This window comes from Actinosynnema sp. NPDC023587 (assembly GCF_040640215.1).
GTDB lineage: Bacteria > Actinomycetota > Actinomycetes > Mycobacteriales > Pseudonocardiaceae > Actinosynnema.
Genome location: NZ_JBFABG010000001.1, coordinates 730,938 through 755,677, shown reverse-complemented (window position 1 = coordinate 755,677; position 24,740 = coordinate 730,938). Strand labels below are relative to the sequence as shown.

General features: G+C 72.2%; 26 protein-coding genes and 1 pseudogene. 18 read left to right on the top strand and 9 right to left on the bottom strand.

Features of this window, described 5'->3' with window-relative positions:
* Window positions 1-24: 24 nt before the first annotated feature.
* The 8 genes from AB0G01_RS03790 (at window position 25) to AB0G01_RS03755 (ending at window position 8,004) form a co-directional block, all read left to right on the top strand.
* Complete coding sequence (locus AB0G01_RS03790; RefSeq protein WP_360939336.1) at window positions 25-891, top strand: S49 family peptidase; 867 nt, start codon at window positions 25-27, stop codon at window positions 889-891.
* Between the two features lie 62 nt (window positions 892-953).
* Window positions 954-1,808 carry a LytTR family DNA-binding domain-containing protein gene (locus AB0G01_RS03785; protein WP_360939334.1) on the top strand — a complete coding sequence of 285 codons (855 nt, stop codon included), beginning with the start codon at window positions 954-956 and terminating at the stop codon, window positions 1,806-1,808.
* Window positions 1,805-2,245: a hypothetical protein gene (locus AB0G01_RS03780; RefSeq protein WP_360939332.1), complete on the top strand. Its 441-nt coding sequence runs from the start codon at window positions 1,805-1,807 to the stop codon at window positions 2,243-2,245. The genes AB0G01_RS03785 and AB0G01_RS03780 overlap by 4 nt, the downstream gene beginning before the upstream one ends.
* Window positions 2,242-4,038 carry a cation acetate symporter gene (locus AB0G01_RS03775; protein WP_360939330.1) on the top strand — a complete coding sequence of 599 codons (1,797 nt, stop codon included), beginning with the start codon at window positions 2,242-2,244 and terminating at the stop codon, window positions 4,036-4,038. Before AB0G01_RS03780 ends, AB0G01_RS03775 begins: the two co-directional genes overlap by 4 nt.
* A gap of 661 nt (window positions 4,039-4,699) precedes the next feature.
* On the top strand, window positions 4,700-5,056 hold the full coding sequence (locus AB0G01_RS03770) for a DUF485 domain-containing protein (RefSeq protein ID WP_360939328.1): 357 nt from the start codon (window positions 4,700-4,702) through the stop codon (window positions 5,054-5,056).
* Window positions 5,053-6,639: a cation acetate symporter gene (locus tag AB0G01_RS03765; RefSeq protein WP_360939326.1), complete on the top strand. Its 1,587-nt coding sequence runs from the start codon at window positions 5,053-5,055 to the stop codon at window positions 6,637-6,639. The genes AB0G01_RS03770 and AB0G01_RS03765 overlap by 4 nt, the downstream gene beginning before the upstream one ends.
* A 122-nt stretch (window positions 6,640-6,761) precedes the next feature.
* Complete coding sequence (locus AB0G01_RS03760; RefSeq protein ID WP_360939324.1) at window positions 6,762-7,100, top strand: rhodanese-like domain-containing protein; 339 nt, start codon at window positions 6,762-6,764, stop codon at window positions 7,098-7,100.
* A 1-nt stretch (window position 7,101) separates the two neighbouring features.
* Window positions 7,102-8,004: a DUF4328 domain-containing protein gene (locus AB0G01_RS03755; protein ID WP_360939322.1), complete on the top strand. Its 903-nt coding sequence runs from the start codon at window positions 7,102-7,104 to the stop codon at window positions 8,002-8,004.
* A 29-nt stretch (window positions 8,005-8,033) separates the two neighbouring features.
* Here AB0G01_RS03755 and AB0G01_RS03750 read toward each other — a convergent pair whose 3' ends face one another.
* Entirely contained in the window at window positions 8,034-8,294 is a 261-nt protein-coding gene (locus AB0G01_RS03750) for a hypothetical protein (RefSeq protein ID WP_360939320.1), read from the bottom strand.
* Here AB0G01_RS03750 and AB0G01_RS03745 point away from each other — a divergent pair.
* The 3 genes and pseudogenes from AB0G01_RS03745 to AB0G01_RS03735 form a co-directional block, all read left to right on the top strand.
* On the top strand, window positions 8,293-9,213 hold the full coding sequence (locus AB0G01_RS03745) for a helix-turn-helix transcriptional regulator (protein WP_360939318.1): 921 nt from the start codon (window positions 8,293-8,295) through the stop codon (window positions 9,211-9,213). The genes AB0G01_RS03750 and AB0G01_RS03745 overlap by 2 nt on opposite strands.
* An 8-nt stretch (window positions 9,214-9,221) precedes the next feature.
* Window positions 9,222-9,422, top strand: a complete 201-nt coding sequence (locus AB0G01_RS03740; RefSeq protein WP_360939316.1) for a DUF397 domain-containing protein — start codon at window positions 9,222-9,224, stop codon at window positions 9,420-9,422.
* Window positions 9,423-9,446: 24 nt separating this feature from the next.
* A pseudogene (locus AB0G01_RS03735) lies at window positions 9,447-10,451 on the top strand (glycerophosphodiester phosphodiesterase family protein); the annotation flags it as partial.
* Here AB0G01_RS03735 and AB0G01_RS03730 read toward each other — a convergent pair.
* Window positions 10,448-11,683, bottom strand: a complete 1,236-nt coding sequence (locus AB0G01_RS03730; RefSeq protein ID WP_360939314.1) for a cytochrome P450 — start codon at window positions 11,681-11,683, stop codon at window positions 10,448-10,450. The pseudogene AB0G01_RS03735 and the gene AB0G01_RS03730 sit on opposite strands and share 4 nt — an antisense overlap.
* Before the next feature lie 93 nt (window positions 11,684-11,776).
* Here AB0G01_RS03730 and AB0G01_RS03725 point away from each other — a divergent pair, with 93 nt between their 5' ends.
* The 3 genes from AB0G01_RS03725 (at window position 11,777) to AB0G01_RS03715 (ending at window position 13,860) form a co-directional block, all read left to right on the top strand.
* Window positions 11,777-12,484 (top strand): glycerophosphodiester phosphodiesterase family protein, encoded by a 708-nt coding sequence (locus tag AB0G01_RS03725; RefSeq protein WP_360939312.1) that lies wholly within the window; start codon window positions 11,777-11,779, stop codon window positions 12,482-12,484.
* A 25-nt stretch (window positions 12,485-12,509) separates the two neighbouring features.
* On the top strand, window positions 12,510-13,454 hold the full coding sequence (locus AB0G01_RS03720) for a DUF5926 family protein (protein ID WP_360939310.1): 945 nt from the start codon (window positions 12,510-12,512) through the stop codon (window positions 13,452-13,454).
* A 79-nt stretch (window positions 13,455-13,533) separates the two neighbouring features.
* Window positions 13,534-13,860 carry a DUF952 domain-containing protein gene (locus AB0G01_RS03715; RefSeq protein WP_360939308.1) on the top strand — a complete coding sequence of 109 codons (327 nt, stop codon included), beginning with the start codon at window positions 13,534-13,536 and terminating at the stop codon, window positions 13,858-13,860.
* A 221-nt stretch (window positions 13,861-14,081) separates the two neighbouring features.
* On the opposite strand, the gene AB0G01_RS03710 is transcribed toward AB0G01_RS03715, so the two are convergent.
* On the bottom strand, window positions 14,082-14,639 hold the full coding sequence (locus AB0G01_RS03710; RefSeq protein WP_360939306.1) for a ferritin: 558 nt from the start codon (window positions 14,637-14,639) through the stop codon (window positions 14,082-14,084).
* Between the two features lie 137 nt (window positions 14,640-14,776).
* Window positions 14,777-16,027, bottom strand: a complete 1,251-nt coding sequence (locus AB0G01_RS03705; protein WP_360939304.1) for an arginine deiminase — start codon at window positions 16,025-16,027, stop codon at window positions 14,777-14,779.
* A gap of 202 nt (window positions 16,028-16,229) precedes the next feature.
* Between AB0G01_RS03705 and AB0G01_RS03700 the strand changes: the two genes are divergently transcribed.
* Both AB0G01_RS03700 and AB0G01_RS03695 read left to right on the top strand, forming a co-directional pair.
* A complete protein-coding gene (locus tag AB0G01_RS03700; protein WP_360939302.1) occupies window positions 16,230-16,592 on the top strand; it encodes a hypothetical protein in 363 nt (120 codons plus the stop codon).
* A gap of 1 nt (window position 16,593) precedes the next feature.
* Window positions 16,594-18,669, top strand: coding sequence for a TCP-1/cpn60 chaperonin family protein (locus AB0G01_RS03695; RefSeq protein WP_360939300.1), 2,076 nt, complete (start codon window positions 16,594-16,596; stop codon window positions 18,667-18,669).
* 49 nt (window positions 18,670-18,718) lie between these two features.
* Here AB0G01_RS03695 and AB0G01_RS03690 read toward each other — a convergent pair whose 3' ends face one another.
* The 4 genes from AB0G01_RS03690 to AB0G01_RS03675 all read right to left on the bottom strand — a co-directional run bounded on the left by AB0G01_RS03690 (window position 18,719) and on the right by AB0G01_RS03675 (window position 22,322).
* Window positions 18,719-19,378, bottom strand: coding sequence for a GPP34 family phosphoprotein (locus AB0G01_RS03690; RefSeq protein WP_360939298.1), 660 nt, complete (start codon window positions 19,376-19,378; stop codon window positions 18,719-18,721).
* Between the two features lie 25 nt (window positions 19,379-19,403).
* Window positions 19,404-20,672 carry a prolyl oligopeptidase family serine peptidase gene (locus tag AB0G01_RS03685; RefSeq protein WP_360939296.1) on the bottom strand — a complete coding sequence of 423 codons (1,269 nt, stop codon included), beginning with the start codon at window positions 20,670-20,672 and terminating at the stop codon, window positions 19,404-19,406.
* 108 nt (window positions 20,673-20,780) lie between these two features.
* Window positions 20,781-21,554 carry a type II CAAX endopeptidase family protein gene (locus AB0G01_RS03680; protein WP_360939294.1) on the bottom strand — a complete coding sequence of 258 codons (774 nt, stop codon included), beginning with the start codon at window positions 21,552-21,554 and terminating at the stop codon, window positions 20,781-20,783.
* A gap of 9 nt (window positions 21,555-21,563) precedes the next feature.
* Window positions 21,564-22,322, bottom strand: coding sequence for a DUF2470 domain-containing protein (locus tag AB0G01_RS03675; protein WP_360939292.1), 759 nt, complete (start codon window positions 22,320-22,322; stop codon window positions 21,564-21,566).
* A 149-nt stretch (window positions 22,323-22,471) separates the two neighbouring features.
* Between AB0G01_RS03675 and AB0G01_RS03670 the strand changes: the two genes are divergently transcribed.
* A complete protein-coding gene (locus AB0G01_RS03670; protein WP_360939290.1) occupies window positions 22,472-22,939 on the top strand; it encodes a hypothetical protein in 468 nt (155 codons plus the stop codon).
* 126 nt (window positions 22,940-23,065) lie between these two features.
* Entirely contained in the window at window positions 23,066-23,542 is a 477-nt protein-coding gene (locus tag AB0G01_RS03665; RefSeq protein ID WP_360939288.1) for a hypothetical protein, read from the top strand.
* A gap of 12 nt (window positions 23,543-23,554) precedes the next feature.
* On the opposite strand, the gene AB0G01_RS03660 is transcribed toward AB0G01_RS03665, so the two are convergent.
* Window positions 23,555-24,721 (bottom strand): VWA domain-containing protein, encoded by a 1,167-nt coding sequence (locus tag AB0G01_RS03660; RefSeq protein ID WP_360939286.1) that lies wholly within the window; start codon window positions 24,719-24,721, stop codon window positions 23,555-23,557.
* Window positions 24,722-24,740: the final 19 nt, after the last annotated feature.

Here is a 24,740-nt window from a genome sequence, read left to right as displayed (position 1 = left end):
CCGGTGCCGACGTAAGGTCGTCGCATGAGCGTGACGGACAAGATCGCGGCCCGGCTGCCCAAAATCGTCAGCGACCGCACCGAGCGCGGCCCGGTGGTCGCCGCCGTGCGGTTGCACGGGGTGATCACGCCCACCCCGACCCCCATGGCCCGCAACACGATCAGCCTCCAGACCGTCGAGAGCGCCCTCACCCGCGCCTTCGGCCACGACCGCCTGGTCGCCGTCGCCCTGCTGATCAACTCGCCGGGCGGCGCGCCGACCCAGTCCGCGCTGGTCGCCGAGCGCATCCGGGAGCTCGCGAACAAGAAGAAGGTCCCCGTCCTCGCGTTCTGCGAGGACCTCGCCGCGTCCGGCGGCTACTGGCTGGCCTGCGCGGGTGACGAGATCTTCGCCCACGGCACCTCGCTCGTCGGCTCGATCGGCGTGGTCAGCGCCGGGTTCGGGCTCGACGGGCTGCTGGAGCGCCACGGCATCCAGCGCCGCGTCTTCACCTCGGGGGAGCACAAGGTCCGGCTCGACCCGTTCCAGCCGGTCAAGCCCGAGGACGTCGAGTGGCTCAAGGGCCTGCACGTCGACCTGCACGAGCAGTTCACCGCGTGGGTGCGGGAGCGGCGCGGGCCGAAGCTCACCGCTTCCGACGACGAGCTGTTCACCGGTGAGGTGTGGACCGGTGCGAAGGCCCGGGACCTGGGACTCGTGGACGGGCTGGGCACGTTGCGCTCGGTCGTCGCCAAGCGCTACCCGGACGCCGAGATCGCCGTCGCCGAGCCCCGCCGGCCGCTGCTCGCCCGTCTCGGGCTCGCCGGCAGCACCACCCGATCGGGGGACTTCGTGCCGGCCGCGCTGGCCGCGCTGGAGGAGCGGGCGCGCTGGTCGCGATTCGGGTTGTGACGTGACCGGAGGTCACGGTCCCGTCCCCTCCCCCCACCCCACGTAGACACAGACCGGCGTAAATGGGCAAGATGCGCGGCACAGTGAGCACCCACGACAACACCGGCCTCCTCGTTCTGGCGGTGGACGACGAGGCACCCGGTCTGAGCGAGATCAAGTACCTGCTGGAGAGCAGCCCGCACATTCGGCGCGTCCTCACCGCCTTCGACGCGGCCGAGGCCCTGCGCATCCTCCGGGGTGACTACGACCCCGAGGTGATGGACCGCACCCGGGCCGGCCTGCCGCCGGTCGACGCGGTGTTCGCGGACATCAACATGCCCGGCCTCAGCGGCACGGACCTGGCGCGCGTGCTGGGCGCGTTCCGCGCGCCGCCGGCGCTGGTGTTCGTCACCGGCGTGGAGCACTCCGAGGCGGTGGTGGCGTTCGAGGTGGGCGCGCTGGACTTCGTGACCAAGCCGATCAACGAGGACCGCATCAACAAGGCGATCTCGCGGGTGGTGGAGCGGGTGGCGGTGACCCCGGCCGTCACGCCGGAGCCGGCCGCGCAGGAGCCCACCGACGACGAGGTGATCCCGGTCGAGCTGGGCGGCACGATCAAGCTCGTGCCCCGCGCCACCGTCCGCTACGTCGAAGCGCAGGGCGACTACGCGCGCCTGCACACCAACGACGGCCAGAGCCACCTGGTCCGCATCCCGCTCGCCCAGTTGGAGGAGCGCTGGGAGAACGCGGGGTTCGTGCGCATCCACCGCTCCTTCCTGGTGGCGCTGCCGCTGGTGACCGAGCTGCGGATGACCTCGAACGGCTACGCGGTGGTCATCGGCGCGGGCGAGGGCGCGAAGGAGCTGCCGGTGAGCCGGCGGCACACCCGTGAGCTCAAGGAGCGGATCGTCCGGCCCCCCAAGAGCAGTTGGGGATGAGCAGGCACTCCGGCCCGCCGGGGCAGCCCGACCAACCGCAGCCGGGTGAGCGGGATGCCTGGCTGTCGGTCGCGGCGCGCAAGAACCGCCGCCGGCGGGTGGTGCTGGCCGACCCGCGCGGCCGGGGCCGGGTGCTGCGCACGATCATCGAGCTGGAGGAGCAGACCAGCGTCGGGGAGAAGCTGGTCCGCGACCTGATCCGGCAGCAGCTCAAGACCGCGTTCCTGCTCGGCGGCGGCACGTTGACGCTGCTGGCCCTGCTGCCGCTGCTGTTCTTCTTCGTACCCGCCCTGTCGGACGTCGAGCTGGCGGGCGTGCGGCTGCCGTGGCTGATGCTGGGCGTGCTGCCGTTCCCGCTCTGCTACGGGGTGGGCTACGCGTACCGAAGACTCGCCGAACGCCACGAGCACGACTTCGTGAGCTCGGTGGACCGGTGATCCAGAACCTGTGGAGCCTGGTGCTGGTCGTGCTCGTCGCGGCGATCACGTTCCTGCTGGGCTACGTGGGTTCGCGGCGGGCCAACACGACGCCGGACTTCCTGGTGGCGCGCCGGGCGATCCCGGCGACCCGCAACGCGGCGGCGATCTCCGGCGAGTACCTGTCGGCGGCGTCGTTCCTCGGCGTGGCCGGCCTGGTGCTCAAGGACGGCATCGACGCGCTCTGGTACCCCATCGGGTTCACCGCCGGCTACCTGGCGATGATGCTGTTCGTCGCGGCACCGCTGCGCCGCTCGGGCGCGTACACGCTGCCGGACTTCGCCGAGGCGCGGCTGGGTTCGACGAACCTGCGCCGGGTGTGCACGTTCTTCGTGATCTGCATCGGCGTGCTGTACCTGGTGCCGCAGTTGCAGTCGGCCGGGCTGACGTTGAACACGATCACCGGCCTGCCCGCGTGGCTGGGCGGCGCGGTGGTGACGGTGATCGTCGTGGTGAACGTGCTGGGCGGCGGGATGCGGGCGATCACGCTGGTCCAGGCGTTCCAGTACTGGGGCAAGCTGTTCGCGATCGCCGCGCCGACGTTCGTGCTGTTCGCGGTGTTCCTGGGCGGTCCGGGCAACGGGGCGAAGTCGGTGGACGAGGGGGGCGTGCTGCGCTTCCACGAAGCCGTCACGGTCACCACCGCCGACCCGGTGCGCGTGCAGGTCGTGGTGCCGATGCGGCTGTCGGCGACCGGTGAGGTCAACGGCGGGCGCGCGGACGGCGAGGTGTACTGGCAGCCCGGCGAGTACGGCATCGGCAAGGGCACGGTGCTGCGGTTCGAGCAGGGCTCGCCGGTGCCGGTGGTGGACGATTCGCCGACCGGCAACGAGAACTGGCTGAAACCGCAGACCGGTGGGCTGGGCGGGCTGTTCGAGACCTACTCGCTGATCTTCGCGACGTTCCTGGGCACGATGGGCCTGCCGCACGTCCTGGTGCGCTTCTACACGAACCCGGACGGCAAGGCGGCCCGCCGGACCGCGCTGCACGTGCTGTACCTGCTGGGCCTGTTCTACCTGTTCCCGACGGTGCTGGGGGTCATCTCCCGCCAGTACCTGCCGCAACTGCTGGTGACCGGCAAGACGGACGCGGCGGTGCTGCTGCTGCCGACCACGATGCAGCCGAACGTGCTGGGCCAGGTGTTGGGCGCGATCGTGGCGGCGGGCGCGTTCGCGGCGTTCCTGTCCACGTCGTCGGGCCTGGTGGTGAGCGTGGCGGGGGTGGTGTCGACGGACATCCTGCCGGGCAAGGTGCGGGACTTCCGGTGGGCGACGGTGCTGACCGGCACGGTGGCGATCGGGTTGGCGCTGCTGCTGCCGCGCGCGGACGCGTCGTTGACGGTGGCGATGTCGTTCGCGCTCGCGGCGTCGACGTTCTGCCCGCTGCTGGTGCTGGGGATCTGGTGGCGCGGCCTGACGTGGGTGGGCGCGATCGCCGGCCTGGTGGTCGGCGGCGGGCTGGTGATCGGGTCGCAGGTGGTGACCGTGGTGAGCTCCTACACGGGCGGCTGGGTGCCGTCGGTGTTCTCGATGCCGGCGCTGGTGACGGTGCCGGTGTCGTTCCTGACGATGGTGATGATCAGCCGGCTGACCAGTCGGCGCGTACCGGAGGACGTGAGCCAGATCCTGCTGCGGTTCCACGCGCCGGACCCGCTGGGGTTCATGCGCGACCGGGACGTGCAGCGGTTCGGCACACCACCGGAGGAGAGGGCGCGGGGCGGCGGGCACCAGGACCCGCCGACCCGGTCGAATTAGCGCGGGTTGGCGCGGCGGTCCTCCGCGCCCGGCGGACCGCCGCACCGCTCCCGAACACGGCGAGTGGTCCGCCGGTCGGTGGCCGATAACCCGTGGTACGCCTCCTGCCAGGCGAAACGTGTCAGTTGCCGGTTAGTCGGGAATGCCCCGCCCGCCGTTAGCCGGATTTCCGGAAACCGACCCGCACGGCCTGTTTATCACTCGATGGAATGACGTCCGGCTTTGTCGGGCCCACCGTGGGCGGGTCTGGGGACCGGGCTCGGGGCCGGGGCCCGGCGACGTGGTCCCCGGTGGTGTGCTCTTCGCCACGGGAGTGTCGGTGTCGTGCGTGGGACGCCCGGGGAACGGGTGACCCCGGCGGGTGGTGGCGCAGCGGACGGGCACCACCCGTTCAGCCCTGCGGTGTGACCGCACCGAGTAATCGCGTTTCACGGCCAGGTGAATCTCAAACCCTCGATCCGGTGACGGGCGAGGGGGCAGACGGCACAGGTTGTTCGTCTCAGCATTCCTACCGCTCATCGCATCACCCGACTGTTGAGCGCAAGTCCACGGACGGGGTCTTTCAGACGTGACCCACGTCTCCCTACGGTGCAGCCGGTATCGGAACGCACCGGGAGGGTCACGTGCCGTTCACACCGTCGACAAGCGCGAGGAGGGGATCATGAGCACCACCGAGAACACCTCGGACGGCACGACCCCCGCGGGGGCGGCCCCCGACTGGGTCGAAGTGCAGTCCCGCCCCGAATTCGTCGAACTCCGCCGCAGGCTCCGCGGGTTCGTGTTCCCCATGGCCGGGCTCTTCCTGGCCTGGTACCTCGCCTACGTCCTGCTCGCCGACTACGCGCACGACTTCATGTCGACCAAGGTGTTCGGCAACGTCAACGTCGGCCTGATCTTCGGCCTGCTCCAGTTCGTGTCCACGTTCGCCATCACCACCCTCTACGTGCGGCACGCCACCAAGAACCTCGACCCCCGCGCGGAGGCCCTCCGCGACGAGCTCGAAGGGGGTCGGGCGTGAACAGCAACGCCGTCCTCAACATCGGCATCTTCGCGGCGTTCGTCGCCGCCACCCTGTTCGTGGTGATCCGGGCCAGCCGCAACACCAAGACCGCCGCCGACTACCTGGCCGCCGGCCGCGCGTTCACCGGTCCGCAGAACGGCATCGCCATCGCCGGCGACTACCTCTCCGCGGCCTCGTTCCTCGGCATCGCCGGCGCGATCGCGGTCAACGGCTACGACGGCTTCCTGTACTCGATCGGCTTCCTGGTGGCGTGGCTGATCGCCCTGCTGCTGGTGGCCGAGCTGCTCCGCAACACCGGCAAGTTCACGATGGGCGACGTGCTGAGCTTCCGGATGCGGCAGCGCCCGGTCCGCGCGGCGGCGGCCACGTCCACCATGGTCGTGTCGTTCTTCTACCTGCTCGCGCAGATGGCCGGCGCGGGCGGCCTGGTCGCGCTGCTGCTCGGCGTCGAGGGCCGGCTGGGCCAGGCCGTCGTGGTCGCCGTCGTCGGCGCGCTGATGATCGTGTACGTGCTGATCGGCGGCATGAAGGGCACCACGTGGGTGCAGATCATCAAGGCCGTGCTGCTGATCCTCGGCGCGGGCGTGATGACCCTGTGGGTGCTGGCCAAGTTCGGGTTCGACATCTCCGGCCTGCTCGGCGAGGCCGTGCGGAACGCACCCGACGCCGGCGAGAAGCTGCTCGGCCCCGGCCTCCAGTTCGGCAAGTCCGCGATCACCCGGTTGGACTTCCTGTCCCTGGCGCTCGCCCTGGTGCTGGGCACGGCGGGCCTGCCGCACATCCTGATGCGCTTCTACACCGTGCCCACCGCCAAGGAGGCCCGCCGCTCGGTGGTCTGGGCGATCTGGCTGATCGGCGTCTTCTACCTGTTCACGCTGGTGCTCGGCTACGGCGCGGCGGCGCTGGTCGGCCCGGAGAAGATCAACGCGGCACCCAGCGGCCCGAACTCGGCGGCCCCGCTGCTCGCCGAGGCCCTCGGCGGCCCGGTGCTGCTCGGCCTCATCGCGGCGGTCGCCTTCGCGACCATCCTCGCCGTGGTGGCGGGCCTGACGATCACCGCGTCGGCGTCGTTCGCGCACGACATCTACGTCAACATCATCAAGAAGGGCGTGGTCGAGGACAAGAAGGCCGAGGTCAGGGTGGCGCGGCGGACGGCGATCGTGATCGGCCTCGTGTCCATCGTCGGCGGCATCGCGGTCGGCAGCCAGAACATCGCGTTCCTGGTGGCGCTGGCGTTCGCGGTCGCCGCGTCGGCGAACCTGCCGACCATCCTGTACTCGCTGTTCTGGAAGCGGTTCAACACCGCCGGCGCGCTGTGGTCGATCTACGGCGGGCTCGTGGTGACGATCACGCTGATCGTCCTGTCGCCCGTGGTCTCCGGCAACGCGAAGGCGATCTTCCCCGACGCGGACTTCGACCTGTTCCCGCTCTCCAACCCCGGCATCGTCTCGATCCCGGTCGCGTTCTTCCTCGGCTGGTTGGGCGCGGTGCTGTCGAAGGAGAACGACAAGGAGAAGTACGCCGAGATGGAGGTGCGCGCGCTGACCGGCGTGGGTGCCGAGAAGGCCGCCGAGCACTAGCCCGGTGATCCGCGCGCCCCGCCGGACGGCCGGTGGGGCGCGCGGCGGGTGTCCGGCCGGGCGGGCGGGGGCGCAGCGCCGCCTTATCCCACGCTTACCGGGGCGCATGGCAGCATGACCCCGTGACCGTTCCCAGCGTTGAAGTGTCGTCGGTGCCCGCCGAGCTGCCCGACGGCAAAGTGCTGCTCGACGTGCGCGAGGCCGACGAGTGGGTGGCCGGCCACGCGCCGGGTGCGCTGCACATCCCGATGAGCGAGCTCGCCCAGCGGCTCGGCGACCTGCCCGGCGACAGCGAGTTCTACGTGGTGTGCCGCGTCGGCGGCCGGTCCGCGAAGGTCACGCAGTACCTCAACGCCAACGGCTGGGACGCCACCAACGTCGACGGCGGGATGCAGGGGTGGGCGGCGGCCGGCCGGCCGCTCGTCGGCGAGGTCGACGGCGCGGAGCCCGAGGTCATCTGACATGGGGCTCCAGCCGATGCGCGTGGACTGGGTGGCGAGCCCGCCGCCCGGGGCGTACCCGCGCCGTCAGCCGGCCCCGCCGCCGCGCCCGTACGGCGGCCCCCCGTCCTACCCGGTGCCGCCCCGGTGGGGTTTCCCGCTGCTGGCGTGGCGCTGGCCGACGTCCGTCGCCACGGCCGCCGGGCCCGTCGACTCGGTGGACCAGGTGCAGCGCCTGGCGCGGACCGCGTCGCACGTCCTCGTGCTGGCCGGGGTCGCCGCGCTGTGGGCGGCGGGCAGCGAGGTCTGGCGGTACGCGCTGCTGCTGCTCAGCCGGCACGGCGCGCTGGCCGCCGAGACCGTCGACGTGTCCGACGCGATGGTCGGGGCCTCGTCCGTCGTCGCGGTCGCGGCGGCGGTGGCCGGTCTCGTCCTCACCCTGCTGTGGCTGCGCCGGGCCCGGAACGCGGCGGCCTCGGCCGCCGGCTACGGGCCGTCGCGGTCGGACGGCGAAGTGCTCGCCGGCGTGCTCGTCCCCGGCCTGAACCTGGTGGTGCCCGGCTCGGTCGCGGCGGAGCTGGAGCACGCCGCGCTGCGCCTGCCCGCCGACGCCCGCCCCCGGCCGTCCCGGCTGGTCCGCTGGTGGTGGGGGCTGTGGGCGGGCGCGGCGCTGTTCGCCGCCGGGACCTTCGCGTGGTCGTTCCGGTCGGGGGTGGAGGCGTTGGCGGACGGGGTGCTGCTGCACGCGATCACCGACCTGCTGGCCGCTGCCGTGGCGGTCCTGACGGCCGTGCTGGTGCGGCGGATCACCGGGCTGCTGCTGCCGGTGCCGACCAACGCGTTGCGGCGGATGCGCGTGGTGGACGTGAAAGACGCCCCGGAGCCCCTGTTGCGCTCGGTGCGGGCGTCCGGCTCACCGCGTTAGGGAGAGCGGAACCGGGTCGGCGGGGCGGCTCAACCGCGTTCCGCCGCACCGGTGGCCTGGAACGCGGTGTCGTCCTCGAACTCCCACACCAGCCGCAGCGGGACCAGCCGGCCCCAGCGGTGCAGCGCGGCTTCCGCCGAGGTGTGCCGGGCGACCATGCCGCGCCCGGTGCCCGGGTCCCGGCGGTACAGGACGGCCTCGGTGCGGTCGTCGTCCACGATCTCCATGCCCCAGGCGAAGACCAGGGTCGGATCGGACGCGGGCACCAACGAGAACAGGTTCGCTTCCATGGGGACCACTGTGCTGGCGGGACGAACACTCTTTGAGGTGAACACTTCCGGGAATCCCGAAATCGATCTTTTCGCCGGCATACTCGATGTCGTGAGCACCCAACCACCGTTCCGTCGACGCCGCCTCGGCAGGAAGCTCGCCCGGATGCGGACTTCCGCCAACATGACGCTCGACGTCGCCGCCCAGGCCTTGTTCAAGACCAGGTCCGCCCTGCACCGGATAGAGAAGGGGGAGACCCTGGTCGACGTCCACCTGGTCAAGTCGATGATGGATCTCTACGATTGTTTCGACCCCGACCTGGTCGGGGAAACCGTCCAAGCCCGCGAACGCGGCTGGTGGATCGCACTGGGCGTCGAGAGCCTGGGTTACATAGACGTGGAAGCGGAAGCGAGCGAGATCCGCGAAGTCAGCGTCGTAGTGGTGCCTGGCCTGTTGCAGACGTCCGAGTACGCCCGCGCGCTGTTCGAAGCACACCCCTTGCGGCGTACCAAACGCGCGCGGGAGACCGATGTCCGGGCGCGTCGGATCAGGCAGCAGCGGCTGACCGATGCGCAGAACCTGTTGCGGCTCGACGCGATCATCGACGAGTCCGCGCTGCGCAAGGCGGTCGGCGGGGCGGAGGTCATGCGCGAGCAGGTGGTGCACATCCACCGCATGGCCGAGCTGCGGAACGTGACCGTTCGCGTCCTGCTCGATGAGCGAGGTGCGCACGGCTCGATGAACGGCGGCTTCACCCTGTTGAACTTCCCCGATCCCGCCGACCCCGCCGTGCTCTACGTGGAACACCCCTTCGGTTCACTGCACATGGAAAAAGAGAAGCTGGCCATCGAGGCTAAGGTGGCCTTCGGGCACTTGGCCAACCAGGCGTTGAGCCCGGAGGAGTCGGTCGCCCTGCTGGAGCGGATGCTGGCCGAGTGAAAGAGGCGATGTCTTTGTCCACTGTGGACTTCACTGGTGTGGTGTGGCGCAAGAGTGGTCGCAGCGGGCAGGGAAGCGGAGGGAATTGCGTCGAGGTGGCGTTCGCGGGGGCGGCGGTCGGTGTGCGGGACTCCAAGAGCCCCGCCGCCGACGTCCTCGCGTTCTCCGCTGTTCAGTGGGCGTTCTTCCTGCGGGGCTTGGGTTCCTGACCCCCGCCGTGCCACGGTGGCCTGATGCGGGTACTCGCGGTGGTTGTCGTGGTGGTGGGGGCCCTGCTGCCCGGCGTGGCCGACGCGCACCCCCGGCGGCACTTCGACCTCCAGGCCCACCGGGGCGGGATCGGGCTGACCGTGGAGAGCACGCTCGCCGCGTTCGCCAAGGCCCTCGAAACCGGGGTGACCACGCTCGAACTCGACGTTCAGATCACCGAGGACGGCCGCGAGGTCATCACCCACGACCGCCGGACCGACCCGGTCAAGTGCGCCGACACCGCGCCCGCCACGCCGGACGACCCCGACTTCCCCTACGTCGGCGAGTACGTCAAGGACCTCACCTTCGCGCAGGTCCGCACGCTCGACTGCGGTTCCCGCCCGCACCCGGACTTCCCCGGTCAGGCCACCTCGCCGGGCGCGTCGATGCCGACCCTGGCCGAACTCTTCGCCCTCGTCCGGGAGTACCGCGCCTGGCACGTCCGGTTCACCATCGAGACCAAGGTGGAGGCCGCCGCCCCGCACGAGACCGCGCCGCGCGAACGGTTCGTGGAGGTGGTGTCCCGCGAGATCCGCGAGTCCGGTTTCCACCGCAACGTGACCATCCAGTCCTTCGACTGGGGCACCCTGATGTTGTGGCGCGCGAAGGACCCGCACCTCCCGCTGGTCGCGCTCACCCAGCCGGAGTTCCTGCGTCCCGGCTCGCCGTGGACCGGCGGTCTGGACCTCGCGGACTTCGGCGGCAGCGTCGTCGAGGCGGTGCGGAGCTTCGGCGCGTCCGCGCTCTCCCCGGTGCACGGCAACCCGCAGAACGGCGCGGTCGGCGATCCCGGCTACGTCCCGTTCACCACGAAAGCCCTGGTGGACGAGGCGCACCGGCACCACCTCAAGGTCATCCCGTGGACGGTGGACGACACCGCCACGATGGGCAAGCTGATCGACGACGGTGTCGACGGGATCATCACCGACTACCCGGACCGGCTCCGCGCGGTGCTCGACGACCGGGGCTTCGCGCTCCCGCGCCGCTACTGGCCGTCGCCCAGCGGCAGTTCGTGCAACCCCCGGATGACGAACTCGGCCCGGCGGCGCGGCTCGGCCGCCGGCACCGCCCCGGGCATCTTGCGGCTCAGCGACGACAGCGCCGCCCGCACCTCGATCCGCGCCAGCGGTGCGCCCAGGCAGTAGTGGATGCCCATCCCGAACCCCAGGTGGGCGTTCGGCGTGCGGCTCACGTCCAGCACGTCCGGGTGGTCGAACACCTTCGGGTCCCGCGCCGCCGCGCCCAGCAGCGCCGCGATCTTCCGACCCTCCTCGACGACGAACCCGCCGATCTCCACCCGTTCGGTGGCGGTCCGCTCGAAGAGCTGGAGGGGCGAGTCGTAGCGGATCAGTTCCTCGACCGCCGTGGAGAGGAGGGACTGATCCGCTACCACCCTTTCCCACTGGTCGCGGTGGGCCAGGAGGGCGTGCACGCCGTTGCCGATGACGTTGACGGTGGCCTCGTGGCCCGCCATGAGCAGCAGGACGGCCGTGGCGACGAGTTCGTCCTCGGTGAGCTTCGCGCCGTCCGCGTCGGTGACCGCGACGAGGTCGGACACGAGGTCGTCGCCGGGCGAGGCGCGCCGCCGGGCGACGAGGTCACGCAGGTAGGCCGTGAACTCGCCGGCGGCCCGCTCGGCCGCCGCCTTCTTGTCCGGGGCCAGGTCGAACTCGTACATCTTCACGATCGCGTTGGACCACGGCTGGAGCAGCGCGCGGTCGACGGCGGGCACGCCCAGCAGCTCGGCGATGACCTCGACCGGCAGCGGTGCGGCGACGTGCGAGAGCAGGTCGGCCTGGCCCTCCGCGCGCACCTCCGCGACCAGTCCGTCCACCAGGCGGTCGGCCAGCTCGGTGATCCACGGGCGCAGCCGCTCGACGTGGCCGCGACCGAACGCGGCGGCGACGAGCCGGCGCAGCCGGGTGTGCGTGGGGGGCTCGTTCTCCAGCAGCGAGTTGCGGTGCAGCAGGTTGAAGGCGGCGAACTCCGCGACGGGCCGCGCGTCGGTCCACAGCCGGCCCAGGCCGCGGTGGCGCAGCACGGCGGACGCGGACGCGTGCGACACCGCCAGGGCGACGCCCATCCCTTCGTGCCAGTGGACCTCGGCCCGCGCGCGCAGGGCGGCGAACACCGGGTACGGATCGGCGATGAAGGCCGCATCATGTTGGTCGAAGGGAGCCACGGTCACGGACGGTAGGTCTTGAGCTCGGCTCGCGTCCATCGGTGAGTGGTTGTTCTGTCAAATATTCAGCGGCCCGTGACCAGAAGGGGGCGAGTTGACCCGTTCGGTACTCCACCAGGAGCATTCCCCACCGTGCCGCCCGAACTGATCGCCCACCGCGGGGCGTCCGCCCTCCGGCCCGAGCACACCCTCGCCGCGTACGAGCTGGCCGTCGCCCAGGGCGCGGACGGCGTCGAGTGCGACGTCCGGCTGACCCGCGACGGGCACCTGGTGTGCGTCCACGACCGCACCATCGACCGCACCAGCGACGGGCGCGGCGTGGTGAGCGCGATGACCCTCGACGAGCTGCGCCGGCACGACTTCGGCGTGCGGCTCGGCGGGGAGCCCGCGCCCGTGCTGACCCTGGTGGACCTGCTGGAGCTGGTCGCGGACAGCGGCGTGCGGCTGTTCGTGGAGACCAAGCACCCGGTGCGCTACCGGGGCGAGGTGGAGCGCGCGCTCGCCGAACTGCTGACCGGCCACCGGGTCGACACCCTGATGATGTCGTTCTCGCCGGCCGCCGTCCGCCGGTTCAAGGCGCTCGCGCCCGCCGTGCCGACCGTGCTGCTGTTCGGGCGGTACTGGCCGCAGCGGCTGCCGTCCTTCGCCGACCTCGCCGGGCCGGGCGTCGAGCTGCTCAAGCGCCACCCCGGGCGGGGTGCCGGCGCGTACTGCTGGACGGTGGACGAGCCCGCCGACATCGCGTTGTGCGTCGAGCGCGGCGTGCGGTTCCTGGCGACCGACAACCCGGCGCAGACGCGCGGCGTGCTAGCGGCTAACTTGACGCCGGACCAGCCCTGACGGGCACGACCTGAAGGAGGCGGCGGTGGCGAAGCGGACGGCCGTGAAGAACCAGTCGGCGGACGGCGTCAACCCGCGCCAACCCTGTCCGTGTGGCTCCGGCAAGCGCTACAAGGCCTGCCACGGCGGGGCCGGCGGTGGGGCGGACGTCATCGTGTCCCGGCCGTTCGAGGGGCTGGCGGCGGAGACCGAGCTGATCGCGCTGCGGGAGTTCGTGCCGTCGGCGACGGCGAAGCTGCCCCTCCGGGACGCCGAGCGGGAGGTCACGCTGGCGTCGGTGCTGCCGATGGCCGCCGCCGCGCTGATCCGCGCCGACGGCACCGCGTTCGTCGGCCTCCAGGTCCAGACGCGTTCGGGTGATCTGAGCCGCGACCTGGCCCGCGCCGTGCAGTGGGTGCTGTCCGCCGAGACCGGTGACGCCCTCCCGGTGGTCGGCCCGGACGACGGCACGAACCCCGGCCGGCTCCAGGACCTCCTGGACGCGGACGTGAACCTCACGCCCGAGCTGCACACCGACTTCGCGTGGTGGATGCCGCCGGACAACGAGCCGACCGGCGACGTGGCGCTGTCCCTGGAGCGCGCCAACGCGGCGATCCTGCCGACCGAGCGGCTGGACGCGCCGGGCGTGCACGCGGCGTACTGGGTGGACGCGGGCGACAAGGCGCACCTGCGCTGGGTGCGCCCGGAGCCCGAGGAGCAGCTCCTGGCGGCGCTGGCCCGGCTGTCCGGGCGCGGCGAGCTGGACCTGGGCGAGGGTTCCCGGTACGCGGGGTCGTTCCGGGCGCACGGCCTGCTGGTGCCGGTGTGGGACCTGGACCGGGAGATGCACTCCAGCGAGTGGGCGTCCCCGGCCGAGGGGTTGGGCAAGCGTTTGCAGGAGGCGCTGACCAGCCTGGACAGCGAGCCGCTGACCGAGGCCGAGCGGCGGTCGCGGGACGGGCTGCGGGGGCGGCAGATCACCCTGCGGTGAGTTGTCCACAGACGTTTCCCCAGTTGTCCACAGGGGCTGGGGACAAAGTTGTGGACAGGGTCAGGGGAGGTGTGGACGGATGCTGCTGAGGATCTCTTCACGGACCGAGTGGGCGCGCGACCGGGAGGCCGGCGCGATCCCGCTCGACCCGGACGGGTTCGTGCACTGCTCGGACCCGGGCACGGTCCACCTGCCGGCGAACCGGCTGTACTCCGGCCGGCACGACCTGGTGCTGCTGGTGGTCGACCCCGAGGGTCTGCCGGTGCTGTGGGAGCCGGGCGACGGCGACGAGTCGGGACCGTGGTTCCCGCACGTCTACGGCCCGGTCCCGGCGGACGCCGTGGTGGCCGTGCAGGAGTTCACGCCCGACACCGACGGGGTGTTCCGACCGCTGCCGGTGCTCTGAGCCGATCCGGTCGGCGCGCGGGAGTTCCCCCGGGTGGCCGTGGGAATTCCCGCCGGCGTGACCGGGACCACTCGCCGCGCATTGTTCCGCGCTGCGGTGGTGGTGTCGCGAGGGTGTTCGGAAATGGTCGGCCGGACGGCCGCCGCCCATTCCCCGGACGCGCGGCGCGCGCCGCCCGTTCGGTTGAACGGACGGCGCGCGGGGGGCCTCGTGCGGGGTTCTTACAGAGCGCCGCCGGCCACCGGCGGGGCGGTCGGGTCGGAGCCCTCGTCGCTCGCCTCGCGGACCAGGAAGTTCTCGACGTGGAACAGGTTGCCGTCGGCGCGGTCGATCACGGTGAGCAACGTGGTCATCGACGCGACCTCCTCCACCTGCTCCTTGAGGAACCACTGGAGGAACTGCTCGCCCAGGTAGTCGCCCTCGTCGCGGGCGGTCCGGGCGAGCGCCACGATCTGGTCGGTCACCGTCCGCTCCTGCTGGAGGGCCAGCTCGACCGGCTCGCGCGCGCTGGCGAAGTCGTTGCGGACCTCGGCCACACCGGGGATGCCGACCTTGAGCTCGATGTCCATCAGGTACTGCACGATCATCATCGCGTGGTTGCGCTCTTCGACGGCCTGCGCGTAGAAGTGCGCGGCGAGGCGCGGCAGGTCCTGGTTGTCGTACCAGACCGCGATCGCGGTGTACTGCTGCGACGCGGCGAACTCGTGCCGCACCTGCTCCTGCAACAGGTCGTGGAACCGGGAGGTCCGGGCCGGAATCTGCTTCACGTTGGAGGCCATGTCCTGGACATTAGCCGAAAGAGTGAAACAATGCATTGCAGGCAAGGCTAATAATGGTATGGAGAGGTTTGCCTCACCAAGGCTGGCCTTACTGAGGTTTGCCTGACTTCAGTTAAGTGAGGCATACCTTCCCGCTATTACCGGGCGAGCGCCGCGCGGTCGATCGGGCAGGACATGCAGCGCGGCCCGCCCCGGCCCGAGCCCAGTTCCGAGCCGCTGATCCGGAGCACCTCGACACCCGCGTCCTCCAACCGGGCGTTGGTCTCGACGTTCCGCTCGTAGGCCACGACCAGGCCCGGTCCCACCGCGAGCGTGTTGTTGCCGTCGTCCCACTGCTCGCGCTCGGCGGTCACCGGGTCCAGGCCGGTGTCGATGACCCGCAGCTTCGCGATGCCCATGGCGTCGGCGGCGGCCTCCAGGAACGGCGCGCGGTCCTCGACCACGACACCGCCGTCGCCGTCCGACCGGACCGGGTAGGCGAACAGGTTGTCGCGCACCGCCGGGTACATCACCACGGCGTCCCGGTCGACCATCGTGCACACGGTGTCCAGGTGCATGGTCGCGCGCTCCTGGGTGATCGGCACGGCCAGCACGGTGTGCGCGAGGCCGTCGCTGAGCGCGGACCGGGCGAACGACTCCGCGCCCGCCGGCGTGGTGCGCTCCCCGACGCCGATCGCCAGCACGCCCGGGGAGAGCAGCAGCACGTCGCCGCCCTCCACGGGCGCGGAGTGCGCCCCGTAGGCGCGGCCGGTCTTGCGGAACCTCGGGTGGTAGGCGTAGATCAGGTCGGTCAGCGCGGTCTCCCGCTCTCGCGCGGGCAGCGCCAGGGACGTGATGGCCACCCGGTCGCCCACCCACACCGACGAGTCGCGGGTGAACAGCAGGTTCGGCAGCGGGTCGACCGCGAAGTCGATCGGGTGGTGCATCTTGCGCACCAGCGACACGCCCTCGGCGGCCGGCAGCTCCTCGAACGTCATGCCGGTCATCAGCGCGGTGGCCAACTGGTCCGGCGTCACCGACTCCAGGTGGGAGCGCAGCGCGTCGGCCAGGTCGATGCCGAGCCGGCGCTCGTCGACCGCGCTGTGGATGCCCGCGATCCGCGCCCGGTCGTCGTGCAGCGCGGCGACCAGCAGGTCGGACAGCAGCAGCACTTCCACGCCCCGGCCGCGCAGCACCTCGGCGAACGCGTCGTGCTCCTCCTGGGCGCGGTCCACCCACGGCACACCGTCGAACAGCAGTTGGTCGTTGTTGCGCGGGGTCAGGCGCTTGAGCTCCGCGCCGGGCCGGTGCAGCAGCACCGTGCGCAGTGGACCGACCTCGCTGTCGACCCTCGGCACGGGGGAGGGCGAGCCGTGGTCGAGTTCCGTCCGGGAGATGTGCGCAGTCACGTGGTCGAGGGTAACTCGGCAGCGGCGAAGTATGCAGCTCTGAGTGGCCTAGCCTGGCGAAACTCGATCGTATGAACGGCTGAATGCAGCGATTCGTTAAGTGTGAGGAGGTTTCGGAGGTTTAAACGTTGCGTTGTGACGTGGACTGCCTCGCCGGCCCCGGCTCCTGGGATGATCGTGCACCTACGGGGAGGGGATCGCCTTGTTCCACTTGACGGTCGACGCGCCGGGGAGCGCGGCGTCGGCGACGAACATGCTGTTGGACGAGCTGCTGCGGGGTGCCCGGGTGGACGTCCGGCACGCGCCCGCGACACTGCCCGACGGCGCGAAGTCCGGCCCCGGCCTGGCCCTGACGGAACTCCTGCTCAACGGCGCGGTGCCGGCCGCCGTGGCCGCCGCCGTCGCGTCCGTCGTGACGGCGTTCGTGCAGCGCGGCAGCGCGCGCAAGATCGTGATCAAGAAGGGCCAGGAGTCCATCACCGTCCACGGCGGCGACGCGCGCACCCAGAAGGCCCTCGTCGAGCAGTGGCTCAAGGAGCAGTCGCAGCCGGAGGACGAGGGCTGAGGTGGGGCGCTACGCGCTGCTCGTCGCGACCGGGGAGTACCAGGACGTCGGGCTGAGCCGGCTGCGCGCGCCCGCCCAGGACGTGGAGCGCCTCGCGGCGCTGCTGGAGGACCCCGACGTGGGTGGGTTCACCGAGGTCCGGGTGCTGCGGGACGCGGCCGACGACGAGATCCGGCGGGGCGTCGAGGACGTGCTGGCCGCGCGGTCCCCGGACGACCTGGTGCTGGTGTACTTCTCCTGCCACGGCCTGACCACGCCCACCCGGCGGCTCTACTTCGCCGCCGCGAACACCGTGCGGGACCGGCCGGCGGGCAGCGCCGTGCCCCGGTCGTTCGTGCACGAGCAGTTGGAGGACTGCCGGGCCGCCGGGCGGGTCCTGGTGCTCGACTGCTGCTTCAGCGGCGCGTTCGTGGAGGGGTTCAAGGCCGGTGACGCGCCCGTGCTCGACGCGTCCACCGGGTACGTGGTGCTGACCGCCTCGAACGCCTACGAGTACGCGTTCGAGGAGGACACCCTGTCGCTGGAAGCCCCGCGCGCGTCGCTGTTCACCGACGTGCTGATCGAGGGCTTGTCGAGCGGGGCGGCGGACCTGGACGGCGACGGGTGGGTGGACGTCAACGAGCTGTTCTCCTACGCGTCGCGCGAGGTGCGCCGGCGGCGTCCGGACCAGACACCGCAGTTCTTCGCGCAGACCTCCGGCGCGGCGCTGCGGGTCGCGCGGGCGGGCGGCGTGCCGGTCGCGGTGCGCCGGTCGGCGTCGTACACGTCCGGGCAGTTGTTGGTGGCGCGGGGTTTCCGGGCGGCGGCCGAGCCGGTGTGCCGGACGCTGGGCCCGCTGGGACGGCGGGCCGTGGTGTTCGTGGACGGCCGGCCGGTGGAGCTGGGCGACGCGGCGGCCATCGCGACCGCCTTCCGCCCGGACGACCCCCGGGACTCGCTGGGTGCCTCCTACGTGCGGGAGCTGGTCACCGCCGTGCACCGGGAGTGCGGGGACGGCGGCGCGACGGCGGTGGCCGTGGCGCGGGGCGCGCTGACCCGGCTCGTCGAGGCCATGCGCGACGGGCACAACCCGGTGCGGCTGCTGCGCGGCGTGCGGGAGGCCGCCGAGGTGGCCGACCGGCTGGTCCGCACCTCGAAGCAGCCGCTGGAACTCGCCGACCTGGGCCGGGTGGCCGCTTCGGCGGCCTGCGACGACGCGATCGGCAAGCTGGTGGAGGACGTGGTCTCGATGACCGGGCGGCGCGGCGCGGTGCTGGTCGAGGAGAGCAACCGGCCCGGGATGTCCTACGAGACCGCCCGGGGCCTGAGGTTCACCGGCGGGTACGCGTCGGCGCAGTTCGTCACGGCCCCCGCGCGGCAGGAGGCCGTGCTGACCGACGCCCTGGTCGTGCTGTTCGCCGAGCCGCTGCCCGCGCGGGTGCTCGCGCTCGTGGGCAGGTTGGAAACCCGGAACGACCTGCTCGTGGTGTGCGAGGAGCTGTCCGACGGGCTGCTGGCGGACCTGGTGCGCCTGTCGGAACCGGACCGCCGGGTGGTCGTGGTGACGGCGGAACCCGGGATGGTCCGCCGGTTGCCGGCCGTCGTGGGCGGGCTGGTGCTGGACGCCGACCTGGTCGCGGCGGCCGACGGGAAGGCGCTCGGCCGGGCGGCCGGCGTGGTGGCCACGGACCGGGACACCATCGTGATGGGCGGCCCGCTCGGTGCGTCGTCCGGCGCGGTCTTCGCGGTGGTCGACACGGGCGCGTACATCCGGGCCTGCGCGGCGGACGTCGGACGGGTCGAGCGGACCGTGCGCGCGGTCCGCAGCGCCGCGCACGACGGCGTGCTGCCCGGTGGTGGCACCGGGTTGGCCCGGATCGGCGAACGGCTCGCGCACCTGGCCACCGGGGACGCCGCGCACGTGGCCGGGTGGCGCGCGCTGGCCGGTGCGCTCGGGGAGCCCCGGCGGTGGATCGCGGAGAACTCGGCGGTGCCGCCGGAGGAGTTCGACCCGGCGCTGGTCGACTCCGCCGGCACCGCGCGGACGGTGCTCGCCGCCGCCGCGCGCACCGCCGAGAGGTTCCTCCTGGTCGCCTAGGACCTGGTCGACGTCCGCGCCGAGCAGCGGGGCCGCCCCGGGGGACCGGTCAGGTCATGGTCGACGGGATGATCACCGCGACCATCACGGCGGTGAGGGCCGCCTGGACCTCCTCGACGGCCTTGCGGATGGCGTCCGCCGCCCACTCGCCCCCGGAGATCTCCTTCAGCCGCGCCTTCACCCGGTCCCGGGGCTGGGCGGCGAAGACCTTCCGGTCGAACTGGACGGCCTTGATGATCGAGCACAGCGCCGCCGTGCGCGGGTCCACCGGGCCGTCGGACCCGATCGCCGCCGCGAGCCGGCGGCGCACCTCGGTCTCCACCGGCGGCTCCACCCCGCCGGGCGAGGGGAACCTGGTGCGCGGGAACACCCACAGCACCTTGTCCTGCTGACGGCGCAGCACCTCCTGGTCGGCCAGCCCGTCCAGCACGTCGTCGGTGAGGCCCTTGGCGAGCTTCTCCACCCACTCCTTGGGCTTGCGCAGCTTGTCGTCGGCGATGGTGCTCAGCGCCGCGTCCAGGACCGGGTGGCCCAGGGGTGCCGTGCTCAGCGCCGCGACCCGCTTGTCCACCACGTCGACGCGCCCCGCGACGGCCAGCTCCACCAGCACCGCGCCGGCCAGGCCGTAGCCCAGGGAGGGCTGGCCCAGCCGGCACGAGCCGTCGTCGTCGTAGGCCAGCAGGGCCAGCTCGTCGGCGAGAGTCAACATGGGTCCACCCTAGGCGGACCGCAGGTCAGGCGATGAACCTCGTGTCGGGGTGGCGCGCCGGGCCGGCCGGGCCGAACAGCCGGCCCTCGCGGCGCTTGAGGTGGTGGTCGAAGAACCCGCCGAAGTACTCGTGCTGCGCGTCGAGCGACCGGGTGGCGTCGATCGCGCCGACCAGCTCCTCCTTCTTGCCGGGCTTGAGCACCCGGGCGAGCTGCGGCGCGACGATCTGGAGGTCGGTGAAGCTGTAGTGGGTGCTCCGGTCGAAGTGCAGGTCCCGCTTCCAGCCCCGCTGCTTCGGCCAGAACGCCGCCCACGTCGGGTCCAGGGCGGTGTCGACGTGCGAGTGCTCGACCACCCGGCCCGTCGCCGGGTCCAGGAAGTCACCGCCCACCAGCAGGAAGGGCCGGTTCAGGCCGTGCTCGACGACCTCGCCGTCCTCTCCCCAGCCCATCGCGCCGTCGATGTTGATGCCCGCGTCGAACCGGCGGTCGTGGTACATCGTCTCGCCGGCGGTGTAGCCGCCGTAGGAGTGGCCGTAGATGCCGACCTTCGACAGGTCCAGCGAACCGGCCAGGCCGCGCGGCAGCGGGTCCCGCTCGGCGTCCGGGTTGTCGCCCCGGTCCAGCCTGGTGAGCTGGTCGAGCACGAACCGGCTGTCGGCGACGCGGGCGTCGATCGCCGCCTTGCGGGACGGCGCGTCCTCCTGGTCGACGGTGCCCGGGACGACCCGGCCGTCCGGGAACTCCACGGCCGCCGCCTCGCCGGTGTGCGAGAGGGACGCCACGACGTAACCCCGGCTCGCCAGGTCGTCGGTCAGGCCCGCGTTGAGCTCCTTGGTGCTGCCGAACCCGTGGGAGAACAGCACCACGGGCCAGTCGCCGCGCGTGCGCTCGGCGGTCGCGCCGGTGCGCGCCCGCCTCTTGGAGCCGCTCCAGTCGACGGTGTCGGCGGGCACGTCGAGCAGGTACGGGCTGGTCGCGACCTCGCCGACCGCGCGTGCCACGCCCGGCGTCATCCAGTCGGCGCGCTGCCCGGTGCGCTGCGCCGGGTAGGTGACGGTGATCATCAGCTCGCGCTCGTCGGCGGGCCGCCACGGGTCCTGCCGGGCGTGGTCCACCAGGTGCAGGTCGGTGGTGCCGACCGGGTACCGCCCGCTGAGCGCGGGCAGGTCGATCCTGATACCGGTCGGGCCGGTCGTCGTGGTCTCGGCGAGCGCGGTCGGCGCGAGGAGCAGGGTGCTCGTCACGGCGAGGCCGGCGGCCAGCGCCAGAACGCGGTGGTGCGGTGTCGACACTTCGGATCGTCCCCTCGTCTGCCGGAGTTCGGCCGTGCCGGCAAGGGGGCTCCCCGAGCGCGCGTCACCCCGCCGGTCGTGCCGGGGCGCGCCGCGAGGCCGGTGTGCCTAGGGGAGCCAGGAGACCTTGCCGCGCAACAAGGTGTAGCCGAGAAAGGCGACCACGTCGAGCAGGGTGTGCGCGAGGATCAGGACCCACAGCCGGTTCGTGCGCTGCCAGACCCGGCCGAACACCAGGCCCATCACCACGTTCCCGACGAACCCGCCGAAGCCCTGGTACAGGTGGTAGCTGCCGCGCAGGACCGAACTGGCCAGCAGCGCCGTGCCGTCGCGCCAACCGAGCTGCTTGAGCCGGGTGATCAGGAAACCGACGACCAGGACCTCCTCGGCCCAGGCGTTGCCGAACGCGGACAGCACCAGCGCGCCGCTCATCCACCACGAGTCGTCCAGGGTGGACGGTTGCACGGCGAGGTTCAGACCAAGCTTCCACGCCGCGAAGTACAGGACGAGGCCGGGGATGCCGATGACCGCCGCCAGGCCGAGGCTGCCCAGGGCGTCCGGGCCGATCCGGGTGCGGTCCAGGCCCAGCACCTTGAGCTTCGTGCCGCCGCGCCACAGCAGGTAGAGGCCGAGCCCGCCCCACGCGGCCAGTTGGCCGAAGTAGAGCAACTGCGCGACGAGGTCCAGCAGCCCGAACCGGGCCTGCGGCGCGTTGACCGCCACCGACTGCTGGTTCAACGGCGTCGTCTGGAGCAGGCTGTCCACGAGCCTGACCAGGCTGCGCAACCCCGAGAGGCCCAGCGTCACCGCGAACACCAGGACGATCTCGATCCGGTACGCGCGGTGGTCGGCGGGGTGGGTCGCGGGGTGCTCCTCGATCACCTGCGCAGGTTAGCCCCGCTGCGCCAGGAACGGGCAGCCCATCAGCCTGCGCAGCTCCACCGCCAGTTCGCCCGCCGTCGACACCGGCCGGGAGAACGCGATCCGGATGTCGTGGTCCTCCTCGGAGGTCTCCACCCGCAGCCGCAGCCCGAACCGGTCCAGGCCGAGCGGGCGGACGTGACCGCCGCGCAACTGCTCGGGCAGGTGCCCGGCGAGCAGGCTCACGACGTCCCGGTGCGACAGCTCCAGGTGCCGCAGCCAGTGGTCCTCCTGCTGGTGGAACGGGTCGGGGTCGGCCTGCGCGAACAAGTCGGGGCGCAGCGACGTCGTGCCCTCCGCGTCCGCCACGACCAGCGACGCCGGGCTCAGCCGGAGCACGGACGCGCCGTGGCCGACGTCGAGCAGGCGCGGGTCCGGGCGTTCGTCGGCCACGGCGAGGCACGCGGCGCGCGCCTCCTGCGGGTCGAGCGCGCGCAGCCAGCCGGTGATCCACAGCAGGCCGCGCACCGGCTCCCGCAACTGCACGGCCGCGTGGTCGGCGATCTCCAGCATCGCGGTGATCTCGGTGCCGCGCGCCGCCCTGGTGAGCGGGTGCTCGTCCGGCAGCAGGAGCGTGGCGTCGCCGCAGGCGTGCACGTGGTGCAGCACCGGGGCCACCCGGTTCTCCGTGCCGTCCGACGGCAACAGGGCCGCGCGCCCACCCCGGGCGGCGATGGTGCGCGCGCGCTCCGCCGGGTGCGGGGCGGGCGGTCGACGGTTCTCGGTCACCGCTCACCTCCCAACTTAGGGCAGCCTAACTTGGAGGCGGCCGTGCGCGGTAGTCCCACTATCGGCGGATCACTTCGTGGTTGCCCGCTGACGCGGCGGGGGTGGTGGCCCTAGCCTGGGCACCGCCTTGGCGGAGGTGGTCGTTGGTCGTGCCGAAGGAGCCGTCCACCGAGGGGGCGGCGCTCGATGACCAGTGGACCCGGCACTGCCTGGAGATCGCAAGTCGACGGGCGTTCGCGTGGGTCGTCCTCGGCGTGCTCGCGTTCGGCGGGCAGTTGGCGCTGGTGCTCGTCGCGGACGTGCGGTCCGACCTGCCGGTGGTGCTGCTCGGGTTCGCGGTGCTGGTGGTGGTGGTCGCGGCCACCCGGCGACGGCCGTCGGCGCGCCTGCCGGCCGACCGCGAGTGGCGGTACGCGCGGGTGCACTGGCGCAACGGGCTGCTCGTCGTGCACGGCGAGCGGTCGCTCGTGCTGGACGTGAGCGCCGGACCGGTGGTGCGCGGGCGGATCGGCCGGCACCGGCGGGCGTGGCTCGTCGCGCCCGACCGGGAGGGGAACACGGTGCTCACCTTCCGGGGCGTGCCCCGCCTGTTCCCGGCCCGCGTGCGGCGGCGCTGACCCCGCCGGGTGCGGCACCGCACGGGCCGGCGGTCGGGTGCGGCGGGTTGCTGAGAGCTATGTCTCCACGCGTTTTGATGATCATTTTTCCGGCTACACCGGTCGGTGGGGACATTATCTGGTTTCGTGGGAGTGGTGGTGGGCGAGGAGTGGACGCGGCGGTGCCTGACCCGGGCGGATCGCCGTGCGGTCGGTTTCGTCGCGCTGTCGCTGCTGTCGTTCCTCGCGCTGTGGCTGGTGTCGGTGTGGATCGGGTCGCGGTGGGTGCTGGTGCTGATCCCGCTGTGCGTCGAGTTCGCGGTGCCGGGGCTGCGGCACTTCTTCAGCCGGCGGGTGATGCGGCGGCTCGTGGACGCGTTCCCGTGGCACCAGCAGGCGGTGTCGTTCGTGCCCGGACGCGCCCGCGTCGGCCGGCAGGCGTACCTGGAGACCGCCGGGTCGGACCGGACGTTCCTCCGGCTGCCGGAAATGCCCGAGCGGGTGCGGGAACAGGTGCGGCGCACCGGCCGGCTGTGGATCGCCGGCCCCGATGAGCGCGGTCGCACCGCCGTGCTGACTCGCGGCACGCCGTTCGTGACCCTCGGCCGCGTCGTGATCCGCTAGCCCACCGGGGGTTCAGCGGCCGACCGGGATGTCGTTCCGCTCCGCCCAGGCCGCCACGTCCTCCTTGCGCAGCGCCGTCGCCAGCAGGTCCGGGAAGCGGTCCGGCGTGCAGGCGAACGAGGGCGCGCCGAGGTCGGACAATTTCGCCGCCAACTCGTGGTCGTAGGCGGGGGTCCCGCTGTCCGACAACGCCAGCAGCACCACGACCGTGACCCCGCTCCGCACCAGCTCGCGGACCCGGCGTTGCAGCTCGCGCGCCACGCCGCCCTCGTAGAGGTCGCTGATCAGGACCATGACCGTGTCGCTCGGCCGGCGGACCAGCGACTGCCCGTACGCGACCGCCCGGTTGATGTCCGTGCCACCGCCGAGCTGCGTGGCGAACAGCAGGTCGACCGGGTCCTTGAGCTCCTCGGTCAGGTCGACCACCTCGGTGTCGAACACGACCAGCTTCGTGTCCACCGCCTTGAGCGAGGCCAGGCTCGCGCCCATCACCGCCGAGTAGACGACGGACTCGGCCATCGAGCCCGACTGGTCCACCAGCAGGATCACGTCCTTGAGCGCCGACGACCGGCTCCGGCGGGTGTTGCCGACCAGGGTCTGGACCACCACCGTGCGCTGTTCCAGTTGGTAGTGCTTGAGGTTGGCGCGGATCGTGCGCGACCAGTCGACGTCGGCCAGGCGCGGGCGGCTCGTGCGTTTGGAGTGGTCGATCGCGCCGTGGACGGCGGCCAGCAGGCGGTCCGCGAGACGGCGTTCGATCTCCTCCACGACCTTGCGGACCACGGCGCGGGCGGTCTCCCGGGTGCGGGACGGGATCGCGGAGGACAGCGAGAGGAGCGTGCCCACCAGGTTCACGTCCGGCTCCACGGCGGACAGCAGTTCGGGTTCGAGGAGGAGCTGGCGCAGCCCGAGGCGGTCGACGGCGTCGCGCTGCATGACCTGGACGACGGAGGACGGGAAGTACGTGCGGATGTCGCCCAACCACCGGTGCAGGACCGGGGACGACCCGCCGAGCCCCGCGCTGCGCTTGCCGTCGGCATCCGGGGCGTCCCCACCCCCGCCGCCGTAGAGGCCGGTCAGGGCCGAGTCGCGGCGGCGGTCGTCTTCGGCGAGGGCGGACAGCTCGCCGGCCGCCCCGCCGAGCAGCAGTCGCCAGCGGCGCAGGCGTTCGTCGGTCATGCGGACTCCTCGGCGCGTC

Bases quoted from the DNA above. Each gene is read 5' to 3' on its own strand.
- AB0G01_RS03690 (WP_360939298.1), bottom strand. From the start codon at position 19,378: ATGTTGACTCTCGCCGACGAGCTGGCCCTGCTGGCCTACGACGACGAC.
- AB0G01_RS03745 (WP_360939318.1), top strand. From the start codon at position 8,293: ATGGGGACCACTGTGCTGGCGGGACGAACACTCTTTGAGGTGAACACT.
- AB0G01_RS03785 (WP_360939334.1), top strand. From the start codon at position 954: ATGGGCAAGATGCGCGGCACAGTGAGCACCCACGACAACACCGGCCTC.
- AB0G01_RS03770 (WP_360939328.1), top strand. From the start codon at position 4,700: ATGAGCACCACCGAGAACACCTCGGACGGCACGACCCCCGCGGGGGCG.
- AB0G01_RS03710 (WP_360939306.1), bottom strand. From the start codon at position 14,639: ATGGCCTCCAACGTGAAGCAGATTCCGGCCCGGACCTCCCGGTTCCAC.
- AB0G01_RS03755 (WP_360939322.1), top strand. From the start codon at position 7,102: ATGGGGCTCCAGCCGATGCGCGTGGACTGGGTGGCGAGCCCGCCGCCC.
- AB0G01_RS03780 (WP_360939332.1), top strand. From the start codon at position 1,805: ATGAGCAGGCACTCCGGCCCGCCGGGGCAGCCCGACCAACCGCAGCCG.
- AB0G01_RS03750 (WP_360939320.1), bottom strand. From the start codon at position 8,294: ATGGAAGCGAACCTGTTCTCGTTGGTGCCCGCGTCCGATCCGACCCTG.
- AB0G01_RS03730 (WP_360939314.1), bottom strand. From the start codon at position 11,683: ATGGACGCGAGCCGAGCTCAAGACCTACCGTCCGTGACCGTGGCTCCC.
- AB0G01_RS03715 (WP_360939308.1), top strand. From the start codon at position 13,534: ATGCTGCTGAGGATCTCTTCACGGACCGAGTGGGCGCGCGACCGGGAG.
- AB0G01_RS03660 (WP_360939286.1), bottom strand. From the start codon at position 24,721: ATGACCGACGAACGCCTGCGCCGCTGGCGACTGCTGCTCGGCGGGGCG.
- AB0G01_RS03740 (WP_360939316.1), top strand. From the start codon at position 9,222: ATGTCTTTGTCCACTGTGGACTTCACTGGTGTGGTGTGGCGCAAGAGT.
- AB0G01_RS03790 (WP_360939336.1), top strand. From the start codon at position 25: ATGAGCGTGACGGACAAGATCGCGGCCCGGCTGCCCAAAATCGTCAGC.